The following is a 19,269-nucleotide window of genomic DNA, read 5'->3' as shown; positions in this document are numbered from 1 at the left end:
GCGAACAAGGGGGAGGGGTTTACATCGCCACTTTGACCGCCGGTACTGTGGCTGGAATTGCCAGTATCAGTGCCAGCGTAGATGGCAATCCACTGGGTGTGACGCCCGCCACGGTGAATGTCGTCCCTGCATCTGTCAATTTGATTATCTCAGTTGATAACGCAAGGAAAAATATTGGTCAGACGATTAACTTAACTGTGGCCGCCAGATATAAACGCACTAATGCTATGGCACCCAATATAAAACTTACCTTTGAACCCGTTTCGGTGGTTAATCGGCAAAATATTGCGATGAGTAATAGTGGTTTATTACAGGTCGCGGGGGCTAATTACAATTCCTTTACTGGCGTGACAGGTGCTGATGGTCAATTGACTTTACCTATAACCGACCCTAATGGCATAGGTGTACAAACAGTGCTTCGAGCTAAAGCAGAAAGTGGTGACTGGCAAGAACAAGCGCTTATATTTAACGTAAAAACGAGCCCTGATTCACCGCTAGCCAATATGTGGGGTAATATGGCCGAAACCTTAGCTGCCAACGGTAATACGTTTAAGCGGCCATATTTAGCAGGAGAGATGCCGACTTCTCAACAAAGTGTCAAAAATAACGAAACCTGGGCCATATTCACTTTTAATGAAGCTGAGGCTTTGTGCACCTTGCCACAGCGTACTGATTTAGAAAATTTATATTTAGCTTATCCCTCTAACACGATAAATACAGTTGCAGGGTGGCCAACTAACCAGGTGTATCGCTCGTCAACGTTGACCATTTATGATGGTGGGCAGCATTACTATGTCTATATGAATACTGGCAACGCGGCCTTCAAATCAGATGGCGATGTGAGAAGCTATCATTTAAGTTGTTTATTATAATGTAATTCTTAGTCTCTTTTTATGCCGCTGTTGCATTAACGTTCGCCGGGTAACATCAGTTTGCTATGATGTTACCCGGCTCTATCTCTGATAAGAGATATTGTCAAAAATCCTGACCATCTAGTTGATATAATAAGATATTTTATTGATGATGAGCATTGCGGTTGATGCATTATTGCTTATTGAAAATATCAGCAATAATGCCATTACAGCGAATAGAGAAAAGAGTCTTTATTGGTTTATATACATTGGCTCTTAACATTGGCTTATATACAAGTTGGTATTTTATTTTCAATGCGGCAGGTGCGAAAAAGTGACGATAGCCAATTAATTTCGCACCAAATAGACAGGATATGAATTAAACAAATAACCATCAAAATAGGGGTCATCCACATCGGATAATGCCAACAGGCGCTGTTTGACATTTTCCAGATGTTGCCACATGGCCGCTTTCGCCGCTGCGGGATCTTTTTTGATCATCGCGGCAAGGATCAGCTGATGATCCGTCATCCACTCTTTCCGGTAACCTTTAGTGGTGATTCTTGTGTGGAGTGTTAACCACATTGGGTTATTTTCTCGCCACGCCCAGGACTGTTTCAGCAATTCAACCAACATGCTGTTATGGGTCGCTTGTGCAATCGCCAGATGAAACTCACGGTCTCCGGTTTCATCTTCGTCGGTTTTCAGTTCGTCGCGCTCACAGCTCAATGCTCTGCGCATATTGGCGATATCTGCAGGTGTGGCCTGTGTAGCCGCAAATTCTGCAATATTGCTTTCTAGCAATTGCCGAGCTTGTAATAGTTCAAATGGGCCGGCAGCATTCTGGACATCGGCATTGTCCATACTGTGTTTTTGGTCTGGTAGCGCAATAATATAAATGCCCGACCCTTTGCGCACCTCAATCAGCTTTTCTAACTCCAGCATAATTAAGGCTTCACGCACCACCGCCCTTGAAACATCAAGCATTTGGGCAATTTCGCGTTCAGGGGGGAGTTTATCACCCACCGCAGAGTTCATGCGGTTGATCATTTGACGCAATGCATGACCGACTTCCTGATAAGGGCGCTTGGGTTCAGTCAACTGTGTCATATTATGGCCATAAAAATAGGGTTGATACTTGCGGTGAAGCTTACCATTTTTGGTCTAACAAGAATGGTTTTACGCGAAAGTTTGTGAAAATAAACTGCGAAAAACACAGGAAATAATGATGATTGATAAACTACAACCCTGTCAAGGCTAATGCCAAACGCATGCGGCGGATAGGTAAAGGGCAGTTTCAATATTCGGTAGCTAGGCTGGGAGGGCGTTCCTGCTTGAATCAGTTTGAGTCATTTTAATGCGTTAATAAGACACAACTAATAAAGAGGTACACATCATCATGCTGTGTACCTCTGGAATAGTTACTGGGCAGTAATTAATGAGACGGCGCTATGGAAATCTCATTATTATCATTCTCTGGTTCTTTGGGCTCTTTAATCAAAATCCACAACGCAGCGGCACCAATCAAGTCAAAAATAGCCAGCGCGATAAAGAAGGGGCCGAAGCCGATGATGGCAACGAATGCACCGATGAAGATGTTAAAGATCAACTGACCCGTCCATGCACATGCACCGGCCATACCGACAACAGTCGCGACTTCATTTTTCTTGAACAGGTCAGCGCCCAGAGTGGCGGCAACAGTGGACAACAGTTGGTGAGAAAATCCACCAATACTGATCAGCAGAACAGCAATATACGGATTATCAACAATACTGACCAGGCCGATGGTGGTCATCAGTACTGCGCCAATAGAAAAGGTAATACGGCGTGAGTTAATCAGAGATATACCACGGTCATTGAAGAATTTCGCCACGAATCCGCTGACCAGACAGCCCAAGTCAGCCATCAGGAACGGCAGCCAGACAAACATCGCAATCTCTTTTAAGCTGAAGTGCAGGGTTTCCACAAAGAAAATGGGCACCCAGAAGTTAATGGTTCCCCATGCAGGGTCAGCAAGGAAACGGGAGATCCCTATCCCCCAAAAATTGCGTTGTTTCAGGATGTTTTTGATTGAAGTTCTTTCTTTGGTCGTGGACTGAAGATGTTTTTCCTGGCCACTTTCGATATAGATGCGCTCTTCATTAGACAGACGTTTGGCATCTTTAGGATCTCTATAAAAGATTAACCAGATGAATGCCGCGATGACAGCCATTGCTCCAGCGACGATAAAGGCGAACTGCCAGCTGTGGAACATAATACACCATGCAATCAATGGCGGAGCCAGCATGGCACCAAAGGAGGTACCCATATTGAAAACGCCGGTCGCGATACCGCGCTCTTTGGCGGGGAACCACGTAGACGCTGTTTTTACCCCCGCTGGAATTGCAGAGGCTTCACTAAACCCCATAATGCCGCGCATCAGGGCCAGCCCTTGCCAAGAACCGGTAAGTGCGTGCGCCATAGTGGCCAGACCCCAGATAATGGCACAGATAAAGAAGCCCAGTTTTACACCGACAGTATCAATAAAGAACCCCATTATTGGTTGACCAATTGTGTATGCCAGTTGGAAGGCACTGACAACCCAAGAGTATTGTTCTTTAGTTATACCCAACTCATTCATGATGGTTGGTGCGGCAACACCTAGTGCTGTACGGTCGAGGTAATTTATGATGGTTATGAAGCAAACCAATAGAATCATATACCAACGGTAATTTTTTATGGTTTTCATATTCATCCTATTGAATTTTATACGGTTTGCTGGAAAACCATGTCTTCATCTTAAGAGATATAATTATCTGAAGAAAAGTTTTTATTGGTTAACCAGATAAGTGTACTGTGTTTCTCCACCCTACTTACCTCACTAAAGCAGCATGATTTTGCATAGAATATAGGCGATATTCTGTGATCAAACTCTTTGTTTGATTTTTGGTTATCCAATTAATTGTTTGTAATGTGATTTGGCTAACCAAATAAATCAATCTCCATGAGGTTGAAAAGGGTATTAAGTGCAACCTGATGGGCTATATGGCGGCTTGCAGATTTTAGTCGAGAGCAAGGCCCTAAAAAGGCCTCTTAACAGAAGTGGAATCCGGTGGGTTACCGGCGCTATAGCTTGCAATGGCAATAAATAAAAACATGATAATACAATTGGTTAATGTATTTTTTTGATTTTTAGAGAGTGGACGGATATCGGTCATTAAGTGAAAAGTGAAAAGTGAAAAGTGAAAAGTGAAAAGTGAAAAGTGAAAAGTGAAAAGTGGCCATCAGGCACCGATGCCGAGCAAAGAGTATTTGAGCCGGAGCAATGAGCAATAAATGAGGGGGGGGGGCTATTAGCGGGTGAGCGAAACCTGTGCCGGTGCGGAGTTGTTAAGGGTGCGCGCTAACACACCCTTAACTGATTGAGGCGATGGAGATTAAGCGTTTAACTAATTGCGTCGTTCAAATGCCAGTGCTTTGCGTTCTACCAACCGCATAAAGAGGGTCAGTAAACCATTCACACAGAGGTAAACAATCCCCGCAGCGCCGAAGACCATCACGTCATAGGTTCGCCCATACATCAGTTGGCTGTAACCCATTACTTCCATCAATGTAATGGTATAAGCCAGTGAGGTACTTTTGAACACCAATACCACTTCGTTGGAATAAGATGACAATGCGCGCTTAAAGGCAAAGGGCAGCAGAATTCGTAATGATTGCGCCTTGGACATGCCCAGAGCTTCGCAGGATTGCCATTGACCCGCTGGAATGGCCCGAACTGCGCCATGGAAGAGCAAAGTGGTATATGCCGCACTGTTTAATGCCAACGCAATCATTGCACACAACCAAGGTTGCGATAGCAAGCTCCATAACCACGGATATTCGCGGATTGCGGGGAATTGCCCTGGGCCGTAGTAGATCAAAAATATCTGTACCAGCAGCGGAGTGCCGGTAAACACGGTGATATAAATCTTGACCAGCTGTGTGGCGATGGGCGTTTTCAGTGTTAACACAATGGTAAACAGCAGTGATAACACCAAAGCCACCAACAAAGAAGCAATGGTCAACGTCAGGCTGGTATGCAGCCCTTTGAGGATCTCAGGTAAAAATTCCAACATCAAGATGGGCTCCGCTCAAAACGGGTGGTACGGAGCTCAATCCATTTGAGCACATACTGACTCAGCAGGGTTACCACCAGATAAATTGCCGCCGCAATCATATACCAGGTGAAAGGTTCTTGAGTTCGGGTGGCAATGCTTTTGGTTTGCAGCATCAAGTCATTCACACTAATCAGTGACACCAACGCCGTGTCTTTCAGCAATACCAGCCATTGGTTACCTAAGCCGGGTAATGCATGACGCCACATCTGCGGCATAATCAGGCGAAAGAAGATAGCCGCTTGACTCAACCCCAATGCCTGACCTGATTCCCATTGCCCGACAGGCACGGCTTTTAGCGCACCACGTAAGGTTTGCGAAGCATAAGCTGAGTAGAGTAGGGCCAGCGCGATAACACCACATAAGAACGGGCTGACCTCGAAATTATCAATATTGAGTTTAATGGGTAACTCAAACAGATACAGATTCAGGGTAAAGCCGTCTGATAGCATCATCAGCAACTGAGATGAGCCAAAATAGATGAACAGAACCACCAGTATCTCGGGTAGCCCGCGCAAAATGGTAACCCAGCCGGTTGTCAGATAACTGACCACTTTTAGACGTGATGATTCACAGACGGCAAATAGCATCGCCAGAACCAGACCGAGGGCTAGTGCACAAACTGCAAGGCCGACGGTCATACCGGCGGCGCTTGCTAAAGGTTGAAATTCATTCATGGGTGCTTAAATTACTGCTGGAACCATTTTTTGTAAATTGTCTGATAGGTGCCATCGGCTTTAACTTTCGCCAGTGCAGCATCTAACTTACCCAGTAATTCAGTGTTGTTCTGACGAACCGCAATACCTAAACCGGTACCGAAATAGTCAGCGTCAGTCACTTTATCACCGACCGCCGCCAGTTGGTCATTCTGCTTCAGCCATTCATTGACCACTGCGGTGTCGCCAAATACGGCATCCAAACGGCCATTTTTCAGGTCAAGAATGGCATTCTGATAGCTGTCATAAGGGACGGCAGTAATCTCAGGGTGTTTTTCCATCAAGTATTTCTGATGGGTAGACCCATTCTGCATACCAACACGTTTGCCTTTCAGCGCAGCCAAATCAGCCAGTTTGCCTTTTTCGGCAATAAACAGTGCGGAGTTATCATAGTAAGGCTGAGTGAAAGCAACTTGCTTCAGGCGCTCTGGCGTGATGTCCATTCCGGAGATAACGGCATCAAAACGTTTGAATTTCAAGCTTGGGATCAAGCTGTCAAAGGCCTGATTTGTAAAGGTGCAATCGGCTTGCATCTCTTTACACAGCGCATTGGCCAGATCGATATCAAAACCCTGCATTTTATTATTAGCATCAATAAATTCAAATGGCGGGTAGGTGGCTTCAGCGGCAAAACGAATAGTTTCAGCGGCAGAGGCAGACAAACTTATACTGGCAAGGACGGCAGCAATTAGTAATTTTTTCATCGCAAATTCCCAAATAGATATCAATGTGACAGATAGCTGGCAAAAGCTTCAGTTGTTGGTTGGGTAAAGTGGCTGGCATCGCCTTGTTCCACTATATGGCCGTTTTCCATATACACCACGCGGCTGGCTGTTTTACGGGCCACTTCCACTTCATGGGTGACAATCACCTGAGTGATGCCGGTGCCGGCCAATTCACGAATGATGCTGACGATTTGCGCAGTTATCTCAGGATCAAGTGCTGCGGTGGGTTCGTCAAAGAGCAAAACTTGCGGCTCCATCATCAGTGCACGGGCAATCGCCACGCGCTGTTGCTGGCCACCCGAAAGATGCAGTGGGAAGCGGTCAGCAAAATCAGTCAGACGCAGGCGAGTCAGCAATTTTTGCGCGCGCGCCATCGCCTCATCTTTTGACAGACCCAGCACACGGCATGGGGCTTCAATCAGATTTTGTACCACAGACAGGTGCGGCCAAAGATTATATTGCTGGAAGACCATTCCTACATTCTGGCGTAATTCACGGATCGCTTTCGCGCCAGGCGCCTGGGTAAAATCGAAGTGATTACCGGCTATCTGCAAAGTGCCAGAACGCGGCATTTCCAGCAAATTAAGTACGCGCAACAAAGAGCTTTTGCCCGCGCCACTCGGCCCTAATAGCACCAGTGTTTCGCCCGCAGGGCAGTTTAATGTAATGTCGAATAGCGCCTGTTGGGCGCCGTAGTAACAGTTAATTCCGTTAAGTTGAATACTCATGCGCCAAATCTGAATAGCCAATGATGCGGAGAATGGTAACTTCCGCGGCATACTTATGCAATCTTTGTGCGTTAAAATTTATTAATAACCCATGTAACGACCAAATAACAGCATAACATTTGGATTTGAGTGCCATCGGAGGGAATTTGTCGGGCGATGAATTAATCTGGCAGAGCTATCCCCGTCATCTTGCCCGCCGCAGGGGTGTTGGCTGCTTTCATTCGCCCGAATCACTTACCAGTGTAAGCTCATCGGGACTCTTTCTTTTGCCGCCTACCTGCAACAGGAAAGCTATTGGGGATAGGGGTTTCTTGCCCGCCGCAGGGGTGTTGGCCGCCGTCATTCGCCCGAATCACTTACCAGTGTAAACTCATCGGGACTCTTTCTTTTGCCGCCTACCTGCAACAGGAAAGCTATTGGGCTGAAGGTACAGGAGGCGGTTTAGCCAGTTAGCGATTGCCTAACAGTTGACGTAGGCTGCTGGCGGGGGCGGAGCTGCCCATAAAACGGATGTCATCAATAACCCAGCAGGTTCCTTCGCGGATCATTAAGACTTCGTCTTGCCATGCCACGGATTTCCCACCTGTTGTTTGGTGGGCTAAATTGACACGTAATGGAATATTGCGGGCATCGGTATTCGGAATGGTCGAGGCGCTGGCAACCTCGGCACTGGTGCTGCCTTCACGTAGGCTGGTAAAAATATCACCATTAATAGTTTGCGTGGTATTTACCTGAGCAGTGGTGCGGTTACTCGCCTGTTTTCTGGCGGTTTGAATGGTTTCATACAGTGCCTGGCTCAAATAAGGGCGAAATTGGGCCGATAAATTATCGTCCGGTAAACCGGTTTTATTGCCAATCTGCTGTATCCGCAGGTCATAGAATTGTTGTGCCACCTGATCTGGCCCACCATCAACACAAGGTGTAGCACGGCTACTCACTTCCTTGAAGGCCGGGGTGACGGTATTGGTACAGGCACTGAGCAAAATAGCGAGAGGAAGAATCAGAGCAATATTTTTCTTTTTCATATGATGACCTTAAATAAAAGAATCTGTTATGAAAGAGATTGTAGTCTATAGCCAAAGAATGTGGCGTTGCAGCCAGTTAAAGTGAATGATAAATCGGCTGCCAACATCAGTGGCAACCAGGCTTAACAGCCGCGTAATTTACCGTGTTCTTTTAACCAGCGGGCAGTGCGAATAATACCTTCGTCCAGTGACACTATTGGGCGATAGCCTAGCTCCAACTCAGCCCGCTGGGTATCCAGTGTTAGGTCAAAGTTGAGTTTGGCGACACCATAATGCGTCAGTATGGGTTCTTTTTCTTCTTTGTTGGTCAGCTTCTCCATTGCCCTGGCCATGATATCCATCATGGGGTAAGGCACCGAGCGGATACGGCATGTGATATCCAGCTCTTCCAGCAGGTGTTGCGCAATAGTGCGCAAGGGCCGGGGTTGCTGATTGGTAATATTATAGGCTCGGCCTGATGGCGTATTTTGGCTTTGGGTCGCCAGCCACATAGCATGCACCGCATTTTCCAGATAAGTCATATCCACCAATGCGTTACCGCCACGGGGCAGCAGCAGAGTGCCATAGTGTTTCATCATCTGTAATAGGCGCGGCAGCATTACGGTGTCATGTGGGCCGAATAAACCTTGTGGGCGCAAAATACTGAAGTGAGTCTGAGGGTTGGACAGTGCCAGCTGTTGGATAACCTCTTCTCCGGCGGCTTTGCTGCGGGCGAAATCATTGGCAAAACGTGCCGGGCGGAAGTCTTCCTTAACGTTACGATGGTGGTGATAATCAAAATAAATAGCGGGTGAAGAGATATGAATAAAATTCTCGACACCATAAGCCGCAGCCCATTCCCCCAAGCGGCGTGTGGCGCGGACGTTTGCCTGGTCAAATGCCTGCTCGGTACCCCAAGGAGAAGTGAAACTGGAGCAATGCCACAAGGTATCAATATCTGCCAACATGGCTTTTGCCTGTGAAGACACCAGGTTGGTTAGGTCAGCATGAATAAATTCAGCGCCCATTTTTGTCAATAATGCGCCCATCGCCGGGTTGTTGCCGGTGGCAATGACTTTGATACCCTGACGACGGAGATATTCAACGGCATTTCGGCCTAACCCACAGGTTGCACCGGTGACCAATACCTTCATAACGAATTCGGTTCCCACCAAGAATCTGAATGCTAAGGCTTTGAATTATTCGCCCAGCAAATAAGATGCCATTCTTCCGTGAATTGAGGCGGTATGCAATCACTATCCCCGTCATATTTAAGTTACAGCCAGAGAGATGGCCTTACTCAGCGGATTCGTGGTTGGGTTTAACTGGGTGTTCGCTATCATATTGCTCGGCTAAAGTTGTAATTCTTTTGGCCATACCACGGAAAATAAATAAGTGCGCTGGCATCATCACAAACCAGTACAGCAAGCCATTAAAGCCCGCCGGATGCCACCATGCCCGGACATCAAAACTCCGCCGCCCTCCTAAGTCTTTGATGGTAAAAGTCAATCGGCCCAAGCCCGGCGCTTTCATGCCGAACATCATGGCTAACTGGCGCAAGGGTTTGAGTGTGATGACTTTCCAGCCATCAATCAGGTCGCCCAATTCCAGTGTGTCTCTATCCGGGCGGCCATAAACCACACCGCCCCCGGCAATATCATCCATCCAGGCGCGGGTTTTCCATAATGGATTGCCATAGAAATACCCTTCTTTACCGCCGATTTGTTGCACGACATGCCACAGTGCTTCGCTGGATGCGGTGGTATAAACCTGGCAGCCAGCTTGTTTAGGATAAAAGCCATAACCTGGCCGCCAGCGGGCGCGGGCCTCAGGGTCATAGCCCCAGTCGGGGGAGTCCACCACTTCATCTTCACGGCGCAATGTTTCTTTGACGGCATCGTCAAAGCTGATCAGTTTTTGCGGGATAAGCGCCTGCAAAGGCTGGCCGTCGGCGGGCAGGTCGTGATTCAGTCCTTCAATCAGTGCACTGGCAATTGAGGTCGGCACTGAGGTGATCATGCTGATGAAATAGACAGAGATAAAGCGGGTAGGGAGCGGGATAGGAATCAGCCAACGGCGTTTGCCACTGATGGCAATAAAGCGCTCGAACAGGGTTTGATAACTGATGTATTCCGGCCCTGCGACATCAAAAATGCGGTTTTCAGCCGACGGGTGATTAAGTAACTCAGTCAAATACACTAACAAGTTTTCTAGCGCTACCGGGGATGATTTAGAGCGCACCCAGCGCGGGGGGGTTAGGATGGGCAGGTTATAAACCATATCGCGCATCACTTCAAAGGCGGCAGAACCGGGGCCGACGATGATACTGGCGCGCAATTCTGTGACTGGAATGCCACTTTGGCGCAGTAAGTCGCCGGTCAGTTTGCGCGCAATCAGATGCGAGGAACTGTTATCTTCCGGCTGCAATGCCCCCAGATAAATGACGTGTTTGACCGCCGAGTTCGGGCTGGCGGCCAGTGCCGTCTTCATATTGTTGGCAGCAATACGTTCCTGCTCAATTAGATCCTGTCCGTCGCCCATGCCATGCACTAAATAGTAAACAACATCAATGTCTTGTAAGGCTGCACTGAGTGTTGCGGGCTGGTAAAGATCCACAAAACGGCAATTGACCCCCGGCCACGGCTGCTCTTTTAACCACTCAATTCGGCGAGCCGCTGCCGTGACTTGGTGCCCCTGTTGGCTGAGTCTGGGTACCAGATGCTGGCCAATATAGCCACTGGCACCCAGCACCAAGATCCGTTGCGGCGTCATGAGCTTTGCTCTATTAAAAATTCGCGCCACAAGCTGACCACTGTTTCCAGATCTGCGCGGCTAATATTGATGTGAGTAATCATTCTGGTTATTGGGCCAGCACTGATTAATACGCCACGTTCGCGCATCCAGGGGCCAAGTTTGGCGGCGGATTCAGCTGATTGCTTAATATACAGCACATTGGTTTGTGCACCGGGGGCCACTATTTCAATATCCAATGCGCGCAGTTGCTGCTCCAGCCACTCTGCATTGTCATGGTCATCTTTGAGGCGGGCAACATTGTGCTCTAAGGCGTATAACCCCGCGGCGGCCAGAATACCGGCCTGACGCATGCCACCGCCGGTCATTTTACGCCAGCGGCGGGCACGGTGAATGTATTCAGCATTGCCACACAGCAGGGAACCCACCGGTGTTCCCAAGCCTTTGGACAGGCAAATGGTTAAGGTATCGCAATATTGGCTGATGTCGCTCAGTGGTACATTCAGCGCGACGGCGGCATTAAAAATACGTGCGCCATCAATGTGTAATGCCAGTTTTTTCTCTCGGGTCAGTGCCCAAGCTTGCTGTAAATAACTCAAGGGCAATACTTTGCCACTGTGGGTATTTTCCAGGCTGAGAAGCCGGGTTTGAGCAAAGTGAATATCATCGGGCTTGATAGCCGCCGCCACTTTATCTAATGGCAGAGTGCCATCATCATTGGCATCAATAGGTTGCGGCTGAATACTGCCGAGAACTGCTGCCCCACCGGCTTCGTACAGGTAGTTATGGGCTTTTTGGCCGACGATATACTCTTCACCGCGCTGGCAATGGGTTAATAACGCCACCAGATTTGCTTGAGTGCCGGTAGGCAGAAACAGTGCGGCTTCTTTCCCTGATAGCTTGGCGGCTTCGGCTTCTAAAGCATTTACCGTCGGGTCGTCGCCATACACATCATCGCCGACCTCGGCATTGGCCATAGCCTGGCGCATGGCGGCGTTGGGTTGCGTTACTGTGTCACTGCGTAAATCAATTAGCATAATAATCTCGCGCGCGGGAAAAGACAGGTTTCATCATAACGAGAATATTGAAACAAAAAAGCCCACGACAGGGTTATTGGTTTTAAATAGCAGATTAAGCTCGAAATAGAGGTTTGTTTGCTGATTTTATTTTGTTTTTTATTTGATTGCATGGGCGATAGCCAGTGCTGAATTGAGTTTTACCAGCACCTTACCTTGTTGATTGGTAAAAAAACGCTGTTCCAGTGCATGGGCATCTACGTCATGAAGCAGTGTCAGATGATAGGTATTGAGAAAAGTGTTTAATTGTTTTTTTTCGATACCGGACAACCAGTGTTCGCCGATGTTTTTTAGCACTTCTACGATCTCAATTGAGTCATATGAGGTATTTTCTCCGCTAAGAACATGAGAATAAACATAGTCGAAAATGATTTCGCTGCCGGTGGGCGCATAGTTGCTGATAGCTGAAAAAATATGCTCCACCGTGCTGGGGGGTAAATACATAATTAGTCCCTCCAATAAAAAGAGGTATTTTTCTCCTTTTGTTATTGGCAATCCCTGCAATGTATTTGCCAAATCCCCCTGATTAAAATCAATAGGAATATACTGTAAATTCGCTTGGGGATAGATGCTAAGCTCTTGTAGTTTAGCTATTTTGTTCTTTTGTGATGCGGGATGGTCTAGTTCATAAATGAGACTTTGCTGTAGTAAATTCTGAAATCTAATGGCTCTGGAATCAAATCCTGCGCCAAGAATAAAAATTTTGGCAAAGCTACCAGCATGCTGTTGAAAAAACTCATCTATGTATTTTATGCGACTAATTAAAAACTCATAACTGCCCACCGGTATCTGCGGCGAGAGAGTATTGTCCTGCATTAAGAATGATTTTTGTGTCATGGAAATAAAAGAGGTTAAAGAATGTGAAATTAATAGCGAGATATAATCATCTGTTTTGTAACCCTCTCTTTTTTCATTGTAAGACTTAGCCCTGAGTATGCAGACTAATTCAGCAGAGGGTGAGAAATCTGACATATTGCTTTTTGCCATTTTATTTATCCTCAATATAGACTCGATTTTATTATGATTTGAAGATGCATATTATGAATGAGAATGTGAATTAAGCAGCCTCATGCACCTGCTTAATTTTTATCTGTCTATGAGCTGAAAACAGTTAACTGGCTTGAGAAAATGCATATGAGGTTGCCAATGACTGCGGTATAAAACCGCGTTCATTGGCGAAGAACAGAAAAAGAGCTAGTGGGGAGAGATGATGTGATTAACGTAGCCAGTTGGTTTTTGCCAGTTCGACAACTTCATCACCACGGCCATTAATAATAGCCCTAAGCATGTACAGGCTGAATCCTTTGGCTTGTTCAAACTTGATTTGTGGTGGCATGGATAATTCTTGTTTGGCGGTAACCACATCCACCAAGACTGGCCCCGGGTGAGCAAATGCGCTTTCCAGCGCTGCATCCAGTTCGGTGGCTTTTTCTACTCGAATCCCTTTGATACCGGCGGCATTGGCAATGGCGGCAAAATCTGGGTTATGTAAGTCAGTGCCGTCAGTGAGATAACCACCGGCTTTCATTTCCATCGCCACAAAACCCAGCACACTGTTATTAAACACCACAATTTTCACCGGCAACTTTAGCTGCGCCAAGGTGAGAAAATCGCCCATTAGCATGGTGAATCCACCATCGCCACACAAGGCCACCACTTGCCTATTAAGATCAGTTGCTTGCGCGCCAATAGCTTGCGGCATGGCATTGGCCATTGACCCGTGGTTAAACGAGCCAAGTAAGCGCCGTTTACCATTCATGGTCAGGTAGCGGGCCGCCCACACGGTTGGTGTGCCAACATCACAGGTAAAAATAGTATCATCATTGGCATGGTGGCTGATTTGCTGTGCCAGATATTGCGGATGAATAGGTTGATGGTCATTGGCGGTGGCCAGGCCGTCTAAATCTTTGCGGGTGGTGCGATAATGCTCCAGTGCTTTGGTCAAAAACGCATTATCATTTTTAGCTTCTAGCTGTGGTAGCAGGGCGCTGAGAGTGGTTTTGATATCGCCGACTAAAGCCATGTTGACTGGGCAGTGAGCGCCAATACTCCCTGGGTTGATATCAATTTGGATGATGTTTGCATGGGTGGGATAAAATGCACGGTAGGGGAATTGTGTCCCCAGCAGCACTAAGGTGTCGGCATTGAGCATAGCATGATAGCCGGAGGCGAAACCAATCAGCCCAGTCATGCCAACGCTATAGGGATTATCCCACTCAATATGTTCTTTACCACGCAGAGCATGCACCACCGGGGCTTGCAGCAGTTCAGCTAATTTCACCACTTCATCATGGGCATCAGCACAGCCGCTGCCACACAGCAAAGTGATATTTTTCGCCTGATTTAGTGTCTGCGCCAAAATAGCCAGCTCACTCATAAGTGGCTGAACTAACGGCAATTTAGGGGTTTGCCATACCACAGTGGCATCTTCTGGCGCGGGCTGTAGAGCCACATCCCCCGGCAGTACAATGACAGAAACCCCGCGCTTAAGAATGGCTGTGCGCATGGCAATTTCCAGTACTCGCGGCAATTGTTCTGGATTGGAAACTAACTCACAGTAATGGCTGCATTCACGGAATAATTCTTGTGGATGGGTTTCCTGAAAATAACCGCTGCCAATTTCACTGGAAGGAATATGTGCGGCGATGGCCAGTACCGGCACATGGTTGCGGTGACAATCAAATAAGCCATTAATCAGATGCAAATTACCAGGGCCACAGGAACCGGCACATACCGCCAACTGCCCGGTGAGCTGGGCTTCTGCTCCGGCGGCAAAAGCGGCAACTTCTTCATGGCGAGTTCCTAGCCATTCGATAGTTCCCATGCGGTGTAGGCTATCACTCAGGCCATTGAGTGAATCTCCGGTTACCCCCCAAATGCGCTTAACACCGGCTTGCTCCAAGGTTTTTGCGATCAGTGTCGCCACGGTTTGCTTCATAATTGTTCCCTCAAGGATTAATGGCTATACCCGTCATTTTTCAAAGTGCAGAAGGATTGGCTGTTATCTAAGTCATTGAGTTATTACAGCTCTTTAGACTTACTCAGTTGCCACCTATCTATAGTTTGAAATCTATAAGGTACATTGAGGTAAAAGTATGGCGCGTTTGGCAATAATTGCCCCACTAATGCGAGAGATATGCCAATAGGGGGCGGTTGAAATAGGTTTAAGCCAGTTGGACATCACCTTGTAACTGGCAACTGCATGCCAATACATAACCTTGGGCAATCTCTGCGGGAGTCAATGTCATGGTGCTGGTGGTGGTATATTCGCCGTGCAGAATGCGGGTTTTACATGAGCCGCAAACCCCGGCACGACAAGCCGCCATCACCGGCACTTGGTGTTGTTCCAGAGCAAATAAGAGTGATGTGCCGACGGGTACTTTTACCTGGCGCAGTGGGTGGCTGATGGTCATTGTCAATTCATTGCTGTTATCAATGGCTTCATCTGCGCTGCGAAATTGCTCTTGTTGGAAATGATCCGCAGGTACTGATTGTTCGCGACAATACTGCGCGACCCACGCCATATAAGGCGCCGGCCCACAGGTCATGACGCGGCGACAATTAATATCCGGGGCGACCTGCTGCATCACCTGTTCATTAATTCGTCCGGCGATAAACCCCGCAGTTGCTTCTGATTCGGCCATCAAGGTGAGGTGCAATTGCTGCGGATAGCGCTGCAATAAGCTGTGCCATTCGTGGGCAAAAATCACATCGGCCGGGGAGCGGACATTAAAAATCACCCGGATATCCACCGGGGTTGGGCGGGCCAGTAAATCACGGCACATCGACATCACCGGCGTCACACCGCAACCTGCGGCTAACATCAGATAGTGGTCATCAGTATGGTTGGCGCAGGTAAATTCACCTTGTGCATCAGACAACCACAGATAATCCCCTTCCTTGACCTGTTGTGTCAGCCAACGGGAACCTGCACCATCTGCTAAACAGCGCACCGTGAGTTGAATAAAGGGGCTTAACCCGGGCGTTGAGGAAAGGGTATAAGCCCGTAGCGTTTCATCACTATTACGAATACTGACTAAGGCAAATTGCCCCGGCAAATAAGGGTAAAAATCATGATTAATGAGGCGCAGGCTCCAGACGTCGGGGGTTTCTTGCTCGATGGAGTGGACTTGCATGCGGTTAGGGCAGAGGGGCGTTGGGCAATCGGTTGGGATAAAATCTGTCATCGGGGCCTCACAACAAATCAGGTCATTGGCAATAAAAACAGTATAAAAACCATCAGTAAAACTCATCGCTAAAAACCCAGCCCGCGGTAAAACACCGCAGTGACTGGGCCGATAGTCTTGACTTAATTACCCAATATTTCGTTCATATCTTGCTCTACCGTGGTAATTGGCCGCATACCAAATTTCTCATAGAGAATGCCCATGAGATTATCGGTCAGGAACCCCGGCGCTGTTGGGCCGGTGTAAATGTTTTTCACCCCCAATGACAGCAAGGTCAGCAAGATAACGATGGCTTTTTGTTCAAACCAGGACAAGACCAGACTGAGTGGCAGGTCATTAACCGTGCAGCCCAGTTTTTCTGACAATTTAACCGCCAGCATAATGGCTGAATAGGCATCATTGCATTGGCCGACATCCAGTAGGCGCGGTAAGCCTTCCAGGGTGCCGAAATCCAGTTTATTGAAGCGATATTTACCACAGGCCAATGTCATGATGATGCAATCTTGCGGCACACTGCGGGCAAAATCGGTGAAATAGCTGCGTTCTGTGCGGCTGCCATCACAACCGCCAACCAAGAACACATGGCGCAGCTTTTTACTGGCAACCAGGTCAATCACGGTATCGGCAGCATTTAATAAGGTTTGGCGGCCAAAACCGACGGTAATTAGATGTTCCAGCTCATTGTATGGGAAGCCGGCCATGCCCTGTGCTTGCTCAATAACGGTTGAAAAATCTTCGCCATCCAAGTGATTAACACCCGGCCAGCCAACAATGCTGCGCGTCCAGATCCGGTCGCCGTAATTCCCCACGTTCGGGTCAATGATACAGTTGGATGTCATTAGGATCGGGCCGGGGAATTTGGCAAATTCTGTCTGCTGGTTCTGCCAGCCACTGCCGTAGTTCCCGACTAAATGCGGATAGCGCTTCAATTCTGGGTAACCGTGGGCAGGCAACATTTCACCGTGAGTGTAAATATTCACTCCGGTGCCTTGGGTTTGCTCCAGCAGCATTTGTAAGTCTTTCAGGTCGTGACCGGAGATAAGAATAGCTTTACCCGCGACTGGGCGAACGTTAACCGAGGTTGGCTGCGGATCACCATAGGCCTGAGTTTCGCCGCTGTCCAAAATGGCCATCACATTGAAGTTCATTTTGCCAATGCCCATCGCGTTATTGAGCAAGGTATCAACATCGCGAGGTTGGGTGCCTAACCACGCCATATAGGCATGATATTGAGCATAAATTTGCTCATCAGATTGGCCCAAGACATAGGCGTGTTCCATATAGGCCGCCGCCCCTTTCAGACCATACAAGCACAGCATCCGCAGGCCATGAATGTCGTCACCTACTTCAGCTTTGTCGCTATTTAACGCGAATTGTTGTGATTGTTGTTGCAGGGTAGGGATGTCATCTGACAGTAATTGCAGCTCGGCCAGTGGGTGGTCAACACGAATGGTGCGGTCAATCAGGCGGCAGCGGATGGCCAGCGATTGACGTAACAAAATGGCTTCTTTGGCATAACCGACGATGCGGTCTGAGTCAAAATTCACATTGGTCAGCGTTGAGAAAAAGGCTCTGGGTGCAAAGCTATCAATTTGGCTATCGACAATGCCAAGCTCGCGGGCGGTTAATGCCCAAGCTGAAAGCCCTTGTAACACAGCAACCAATAAGTCTTGTAAATCAGAGGTTTCAGCCGTTTTTCCGCACATTCCTTGCGCGTAAGAGCAGCCATTGCCTGCGGGGGTTCGGATGGTTTGTTCACATTGCACACAGAACATAATTATTTTTCCTGTTTAAAGTTGCATTTGTAATGCGTGTTTAAAAGCATAGAGGTGCAATGAAGGTTTAAAAAGGCTTTTTTAATGCAACTTTAACTTGTTTTGATTTGGCGCAACTTTTGCTGCGAATGAGAATTTATTCAGTTTGGGCGGGGAGACTGCGCAGTGAATCGGATGACTCACTGCGCCAAAGCCGGTTATGACGAAAAGAAAGCCGGTTATGACGAAAAGAAAGCAATCAAGATGGGGGCCAGTAAACTCAGTATAAAGCCGTGCACGATGGCCGCCGGCACCATTTCTATCCCGCCGCTGCGCTGTAATACTGGCAGCGTGAAGTCCATCGAAGTGGCACCGCACAGACCCAAAGCTGTGGATCGGCTGCTGCGCACCAGGGTGGGGATGAGCATGATGGCGACTAATTCGCGGGCCAGATCATTGAAGAATGCGGCACTCCCAATCACTGGGCCGAATGTATCTGTCAATAAAATACCTGACAGTGAATACCAGCCAAAGCCAGACGCCATTGCCAGGCCGGTTTTAATCGGTAACCCCATCAATACTGCCGCCAGCGCGCCGCCAGCCAATGCGCTGACCGCGACCACTAAAGCCACAATGGCACCACGGCGGTTTAACACAATCTGGCGCAATGTCATGCCACTGTTACGCAACTGAATCCCGACTAAAAATAGCAGGAAAATCAGCGCCATTTCGCTGCCTTGAGTGGCAAATTGCAGCCATGCCCATTGGCTTAGACCAAGCAGAAAACCGACAATAACCACGCCACACAGTTTTAATGATTCCAATGCCATGTGCAGGCGTGAGGGTAATGCTTCCTGCCGGTGAGTGTTTTTCCAGGGCGCCTTGCGCTCAAGTAAAAATAACGCGAGCAAGTTAGCACAAAAAATACACAGGAAGAACATGCCGGTGTATTGGAAAATAAGCAGCAGGTTAGCGCTGAGATTCTCCAGAAAGGCCAAGCTGATACCCATAAAAAATAAAATAACGTAGACCATCCAGCTTAATAAGCGGTTGATCAATTGAATTAATGATTTGTGGCTAAGTGGGATCAGATAACCAATAATTAACGGCAAAAGAATGATCAGCAATCCTGAATACACGAGTTATACCGTCCTGTTTTGCGGTTAAAATATTAAGCGGGGAAATTGTGGTTATAACAACCTGTATCAATAATCTGATAAGCAATAGCGCCCAGTGCTGGCATAAGCTATATAAAATTTTCGGCGGAGTAAAGTGGCATCCGTATTGCCCTGTTTTCCTGCAACCTTCATTTCGTCGAGTTTAGAACCGGCTTTTTATCTC

The 19,269-nt window shown here is 47.8% G+C and carries 16 protein-coding genes; 1 reads left to right on the top strand and 15 read right to left on the bottom strand.

Annotated elements, in window-relative coordinates; all coding sequences use genetic code 11:
- Positions 1–872: adhesion domain-containing protein (locus YROHD0001_RS14865; RefSeq protein ID WP_032816019.1), on the top strand; the 872-nt coding region annotated here is incomplete at its 5' end.
- 327 nt (positions 873–1,199) lie between these two features.
- Here YROHD0001_RS14865 and YROHD0001_RS14870 read toward each other — a convergent pair.
- From YROHD0001_RS14870 to YROHD0001_RS14935, 15 genes are all read right to left on the bottom strand, one after another.
- Positions 1,200–1,961 (bottom strand): FCD domain-containing protein, encoded by a 762-nt coding sequence (locus YROHD0001_RS14870; RefSeq protein WP_004713371.1) that lies wholly within the window; start codon positions 1,959–1,961, stop codon positions 1,200–1,202.
- A 325-nt stretch (positions 1,962–2,286) separates the two neighbouring features.
- Positions 2,287–3,579, bottom strand: coding sequence for an MFS transporter (locus tag YROHD0001_RS14875; protein ID WP_032816018.1), 1,293 nt, complete (start codon positions 3,577–3,579; stop codon positions 2,287–2,289).
- 700 nt (positions 3,580–4,279) lie between these two features.
- Complete coding sequence (gene artM / locus YROHD0001_RS0117265) at positions 4,280–4,948, bottom strand: arginine ABC transporter permease ArtM (protein ID WP_032816017.1); 669 nt, start codon at positions 4,946–4,948, stop codon at positions 4,280–4,282.
- A complete protein-coding gene (gene artQ / locus YROHD0001_RS14880; RefSeq protein WP_004713367.1) occupies positions 4,948–5,664 on the bottom strand; it encodes an arginine ABC transporter permease ArtQ in 717 nt (238 codons plus the stop codon). The genes artM and artQ overlap by 1 nt, the downstream gene beginning before the upstream one ends.
- Positions 5,665–5,675: 11 nt before the next feature.
- The gene (gene artJ, locus YROHD0001_RS14885; RefSeq protein WP_004713366.1) at positions 5,676–6,407 is read right to left on the bottom strand and encodes an arginine ABC transporter substrate-binding protein; all 732 of its coding nucleotides are present in this window, start codon (positions 6,405–6,407) and stop codon (positions 5,676–5,678) included.
- Between the two features lie 20 nt (positions 6,408–6,427).
- Positions 6,428–7,156 carry an arginine ABC transporter ATP-binding protein ArtP gene (gene artP / locus YROHD0001_RS14890; RefSeq protein WP_049616262.1) on the bottom strand — a complete coding sequence of 243 codons (729 nt, stop codon included), beginning with the start codon at positions 7,154–7,156 and terminating at the stop codon, positions 6,428–6,430.
- 449 nt (positions 7,157–7,605) lie between these two features.
- Complete coding sequence (locus YROHD0001_RS14895; protein WP_004713363.1) at positions 7,606–8,181, bottom strand: lipoprotein; 576 nt, start codon at positions 8,179–8,181, stop codon at positions 7,606–7,608.
- A 122-nt stretch (positions 8,182–8,303) separates the two neighbouring features.
- Positions 8,304–9,314 (bottom strand): NAD-dependent epimerase/dehydratase family protein, encoded by a 1,011-nt coding sequence (locus tag YROHD0001_RS14900; RefSeq protein ID WP_004713362.1) that lies wholly within the window; start codon positions 9,312–9,314, stop codon positions 8,304–8,306.
- Between the two features lie 142 nt (positions 9,315–9,456).
- Complete coding sequence (locus YROHD0001_RS14905; RefSeq protein WP_032816015.1) at positions 9,457–10,932, bottom strand: DUF2867 domain-containing protein; 1,476 nt, start codon at positions 10,930–10,932, stop codon at positions 9,457–9,459.
- On the bottom strand, positions 10,929–11,948 hold the full coding sequence (ltaE, locus tag YROHD0001_RS14910) for a low-specificity L-threonine aldolase (protein ID WP_004713360.1): 1,020 nt from the start codon (positions 11,946–11,948) through the stop codon (positions 10,929–10,931). Before ltaE ends, YROHD0001_RS14905 begins: the two co-directional genes overlap by 4 nt.
- Positions 11,949–12,086: 138 nt before the next feature.
- Positions 12,087–12,974: a class I SAM-dependent methyltransferase gene (locus YROHD0001_RS14915; RefSeq protein ID WP_004713359.1), complete on the bottom strand. Its 888-nt coding sequence runs from the start codon at positions 12,972–12,974 to the stop codon at positions 12,087–12,089.
- Between the two features lie 229 nt (positions 12,975–13,203).
- Complete coding sequence (gene poxB, locus YROHD0001_RS14920) at positions 13,204–14,925, bottom strand: ubiquinone-dependent pyruvate dehydrogenase (RefSeq protein ID WP_004713358.1); 1,722 nt, start codon at positions 14,923–14,925, stop codon at positions 13,204–13,206.
- Positions 14,926–15,151: 226 nt separating this feature from the next.
- Positions 15,152–16,174, bottom strand: coding sequence for an NADH oxidoreductase (gene hcr, locus YROHD0001_RS14925; RefSeq protein WP_032816057.1), 1,023 nt, complete (start codon positions 16,172–16,174; stop codon positions 15,152–15,154).
- A 122-nt stretch (positions 16,175–16,296) separates the two neighbouring features.
- Positions 16,297–17,949, bottom strand: a complete 1,653-nt coding sequence (gene hcp, locus YROHD0001_RS14930; protein WP_004713356.1) for a hydroxylamine reductase — start codon at positions 17,947–17,949, stop codon at positions 16,297–16,299.
- Between the two features lie 218 nt (positions 17,950–18,167).
- Positions 18,168–19,067 (bottom strand): LysO family transporter, encoded by a 900-nt coding sequence (locus YROHD0001_RS14935; RefSeq protein WP_004713355.1) that lies wholly within the window; start codon positions 19,065–19,067, stop codon positions 18,168–18,170.
- Between the last annotated feature and the right edge of the window lie 202 nt (positions 19,068–19,269).

The organism is Yersinia rohdei ATCC 43380 (assembly GCF_000173775.1).
GTDB classification, from domain to species: domain Bacteria; phylum Pseudomonadota; class Gammaproteobacteria; order Enterobacterales; family Enterobacteriaceae; genus Yersinia; species Yersinia rohdei.
This window is presented reverse-complemented; position numbering and strand designations above follow the sequence as displayed.

What these genes read in the sequence shown, in the direction of transcription:
- YROHD0001_RS14870 (WP_004713371.1), bottom strand. Translation starts at nt 1,961, where the DNA reads ATGACACAGTTGACTGAACCCAAGCGCCCTTATCAGGAAGTCGGTCAT.
- YROHD0001_RS14875 (WP_032816018.1), bottom strand. Translation starts at nt 3,579, where the DNA reads ATGAAAACCATAAAAAATTACCGTTGGTATATGATTCTATTGGTTTGC.
- artM (WP_032816017.1), bottom strand. Translation starts at nt 4,948, where the DNA reads ATGTTGGAATTTTTACCTGAGATCCTCAAAGGGCTGCATACCAGCCTG.
- artQ (WP_004713367.1), bottom strand. Translation starts at nt 5,664, where the DNA reads ATGAATGAATTTCAACCTTTAGCAAGCGCCGCCGGTATGACCGTCGGC.
- artJ (WP_004713366.1), bottom strand. Translation starts at nt 6,407, where the DNA reads ATGAAAAAATTACTAATTGCTGCCGTCCTTGCCAGTATAAGTTTGTCT.
- artP (WP_049616262.1), bottom strand. Translation starts at nt 7,156, where the DNA reads ATGAGTATTCAACTTAACGGAATTAACTGTTACTACGGCGCCCAACAG.
- YROHD0001_RS14895 (WP_004713363.1), bottom strand. Translation starts at nt 8,181, where the DNA reads ATGAAAAAGAAAAATATTGCTCTGATTCTTCCTCTCGCTATTTTGCTC.
- YROHD0001_RS14900 (WP_004713362.1), bottom strand. Translation starts at nt 9,314, where the DNA reads ATGAAGGTATTGGTCACCGGTGCAACCTGTGGGTTAGGCCGAAATGCC.
- YROHD0001_RS14905 (WP_032816015.1), bottom strand. Translation starts at nt 10,932, where the DNA reads ATGACGCCGCAACGGATCTTGGTGCTGGGTGCCAGTGGCTATATTGGC.
- ltaE (WP_004713360.1), bottom strand. Translation starts at nt 11,948, where the DNA reads ATGCTAATTGATTTACGCAGTGACACAGTAACGCAACCCAACGCCGCC.
- YROHD0001_RS14915 (WP_004713359.1), bottom strand. Translation starts at nt 12,974, where the DNA reads ATGGCAAAAAGCAATATGTCAGATTTCTCACCCTCTGCTGAATTAGTC.
- poxB (WP_004713358.1), bottom strand. Translation starts at nt 14,925, where the DNA reads ATGAAGCAAACCGTGGCGACACTGATCGCAAAAACCTTGGAGCAAGCC.
- hcr (WP_032816057.1), bottom strand. Translation starts at nt 16,174, where the DNA reads ATGACAGATTTTATCCCAACCGATTGCCCAACGCCCCTCTGCCCTAAC.
- hcp (WP_004713356.1), bottom strand. Translation starts at nt 17,949, where the DNA reads ATGTTCTGTGTGCAATGTGAACAAACCATCCGAACCCCCGCAGGCAAT.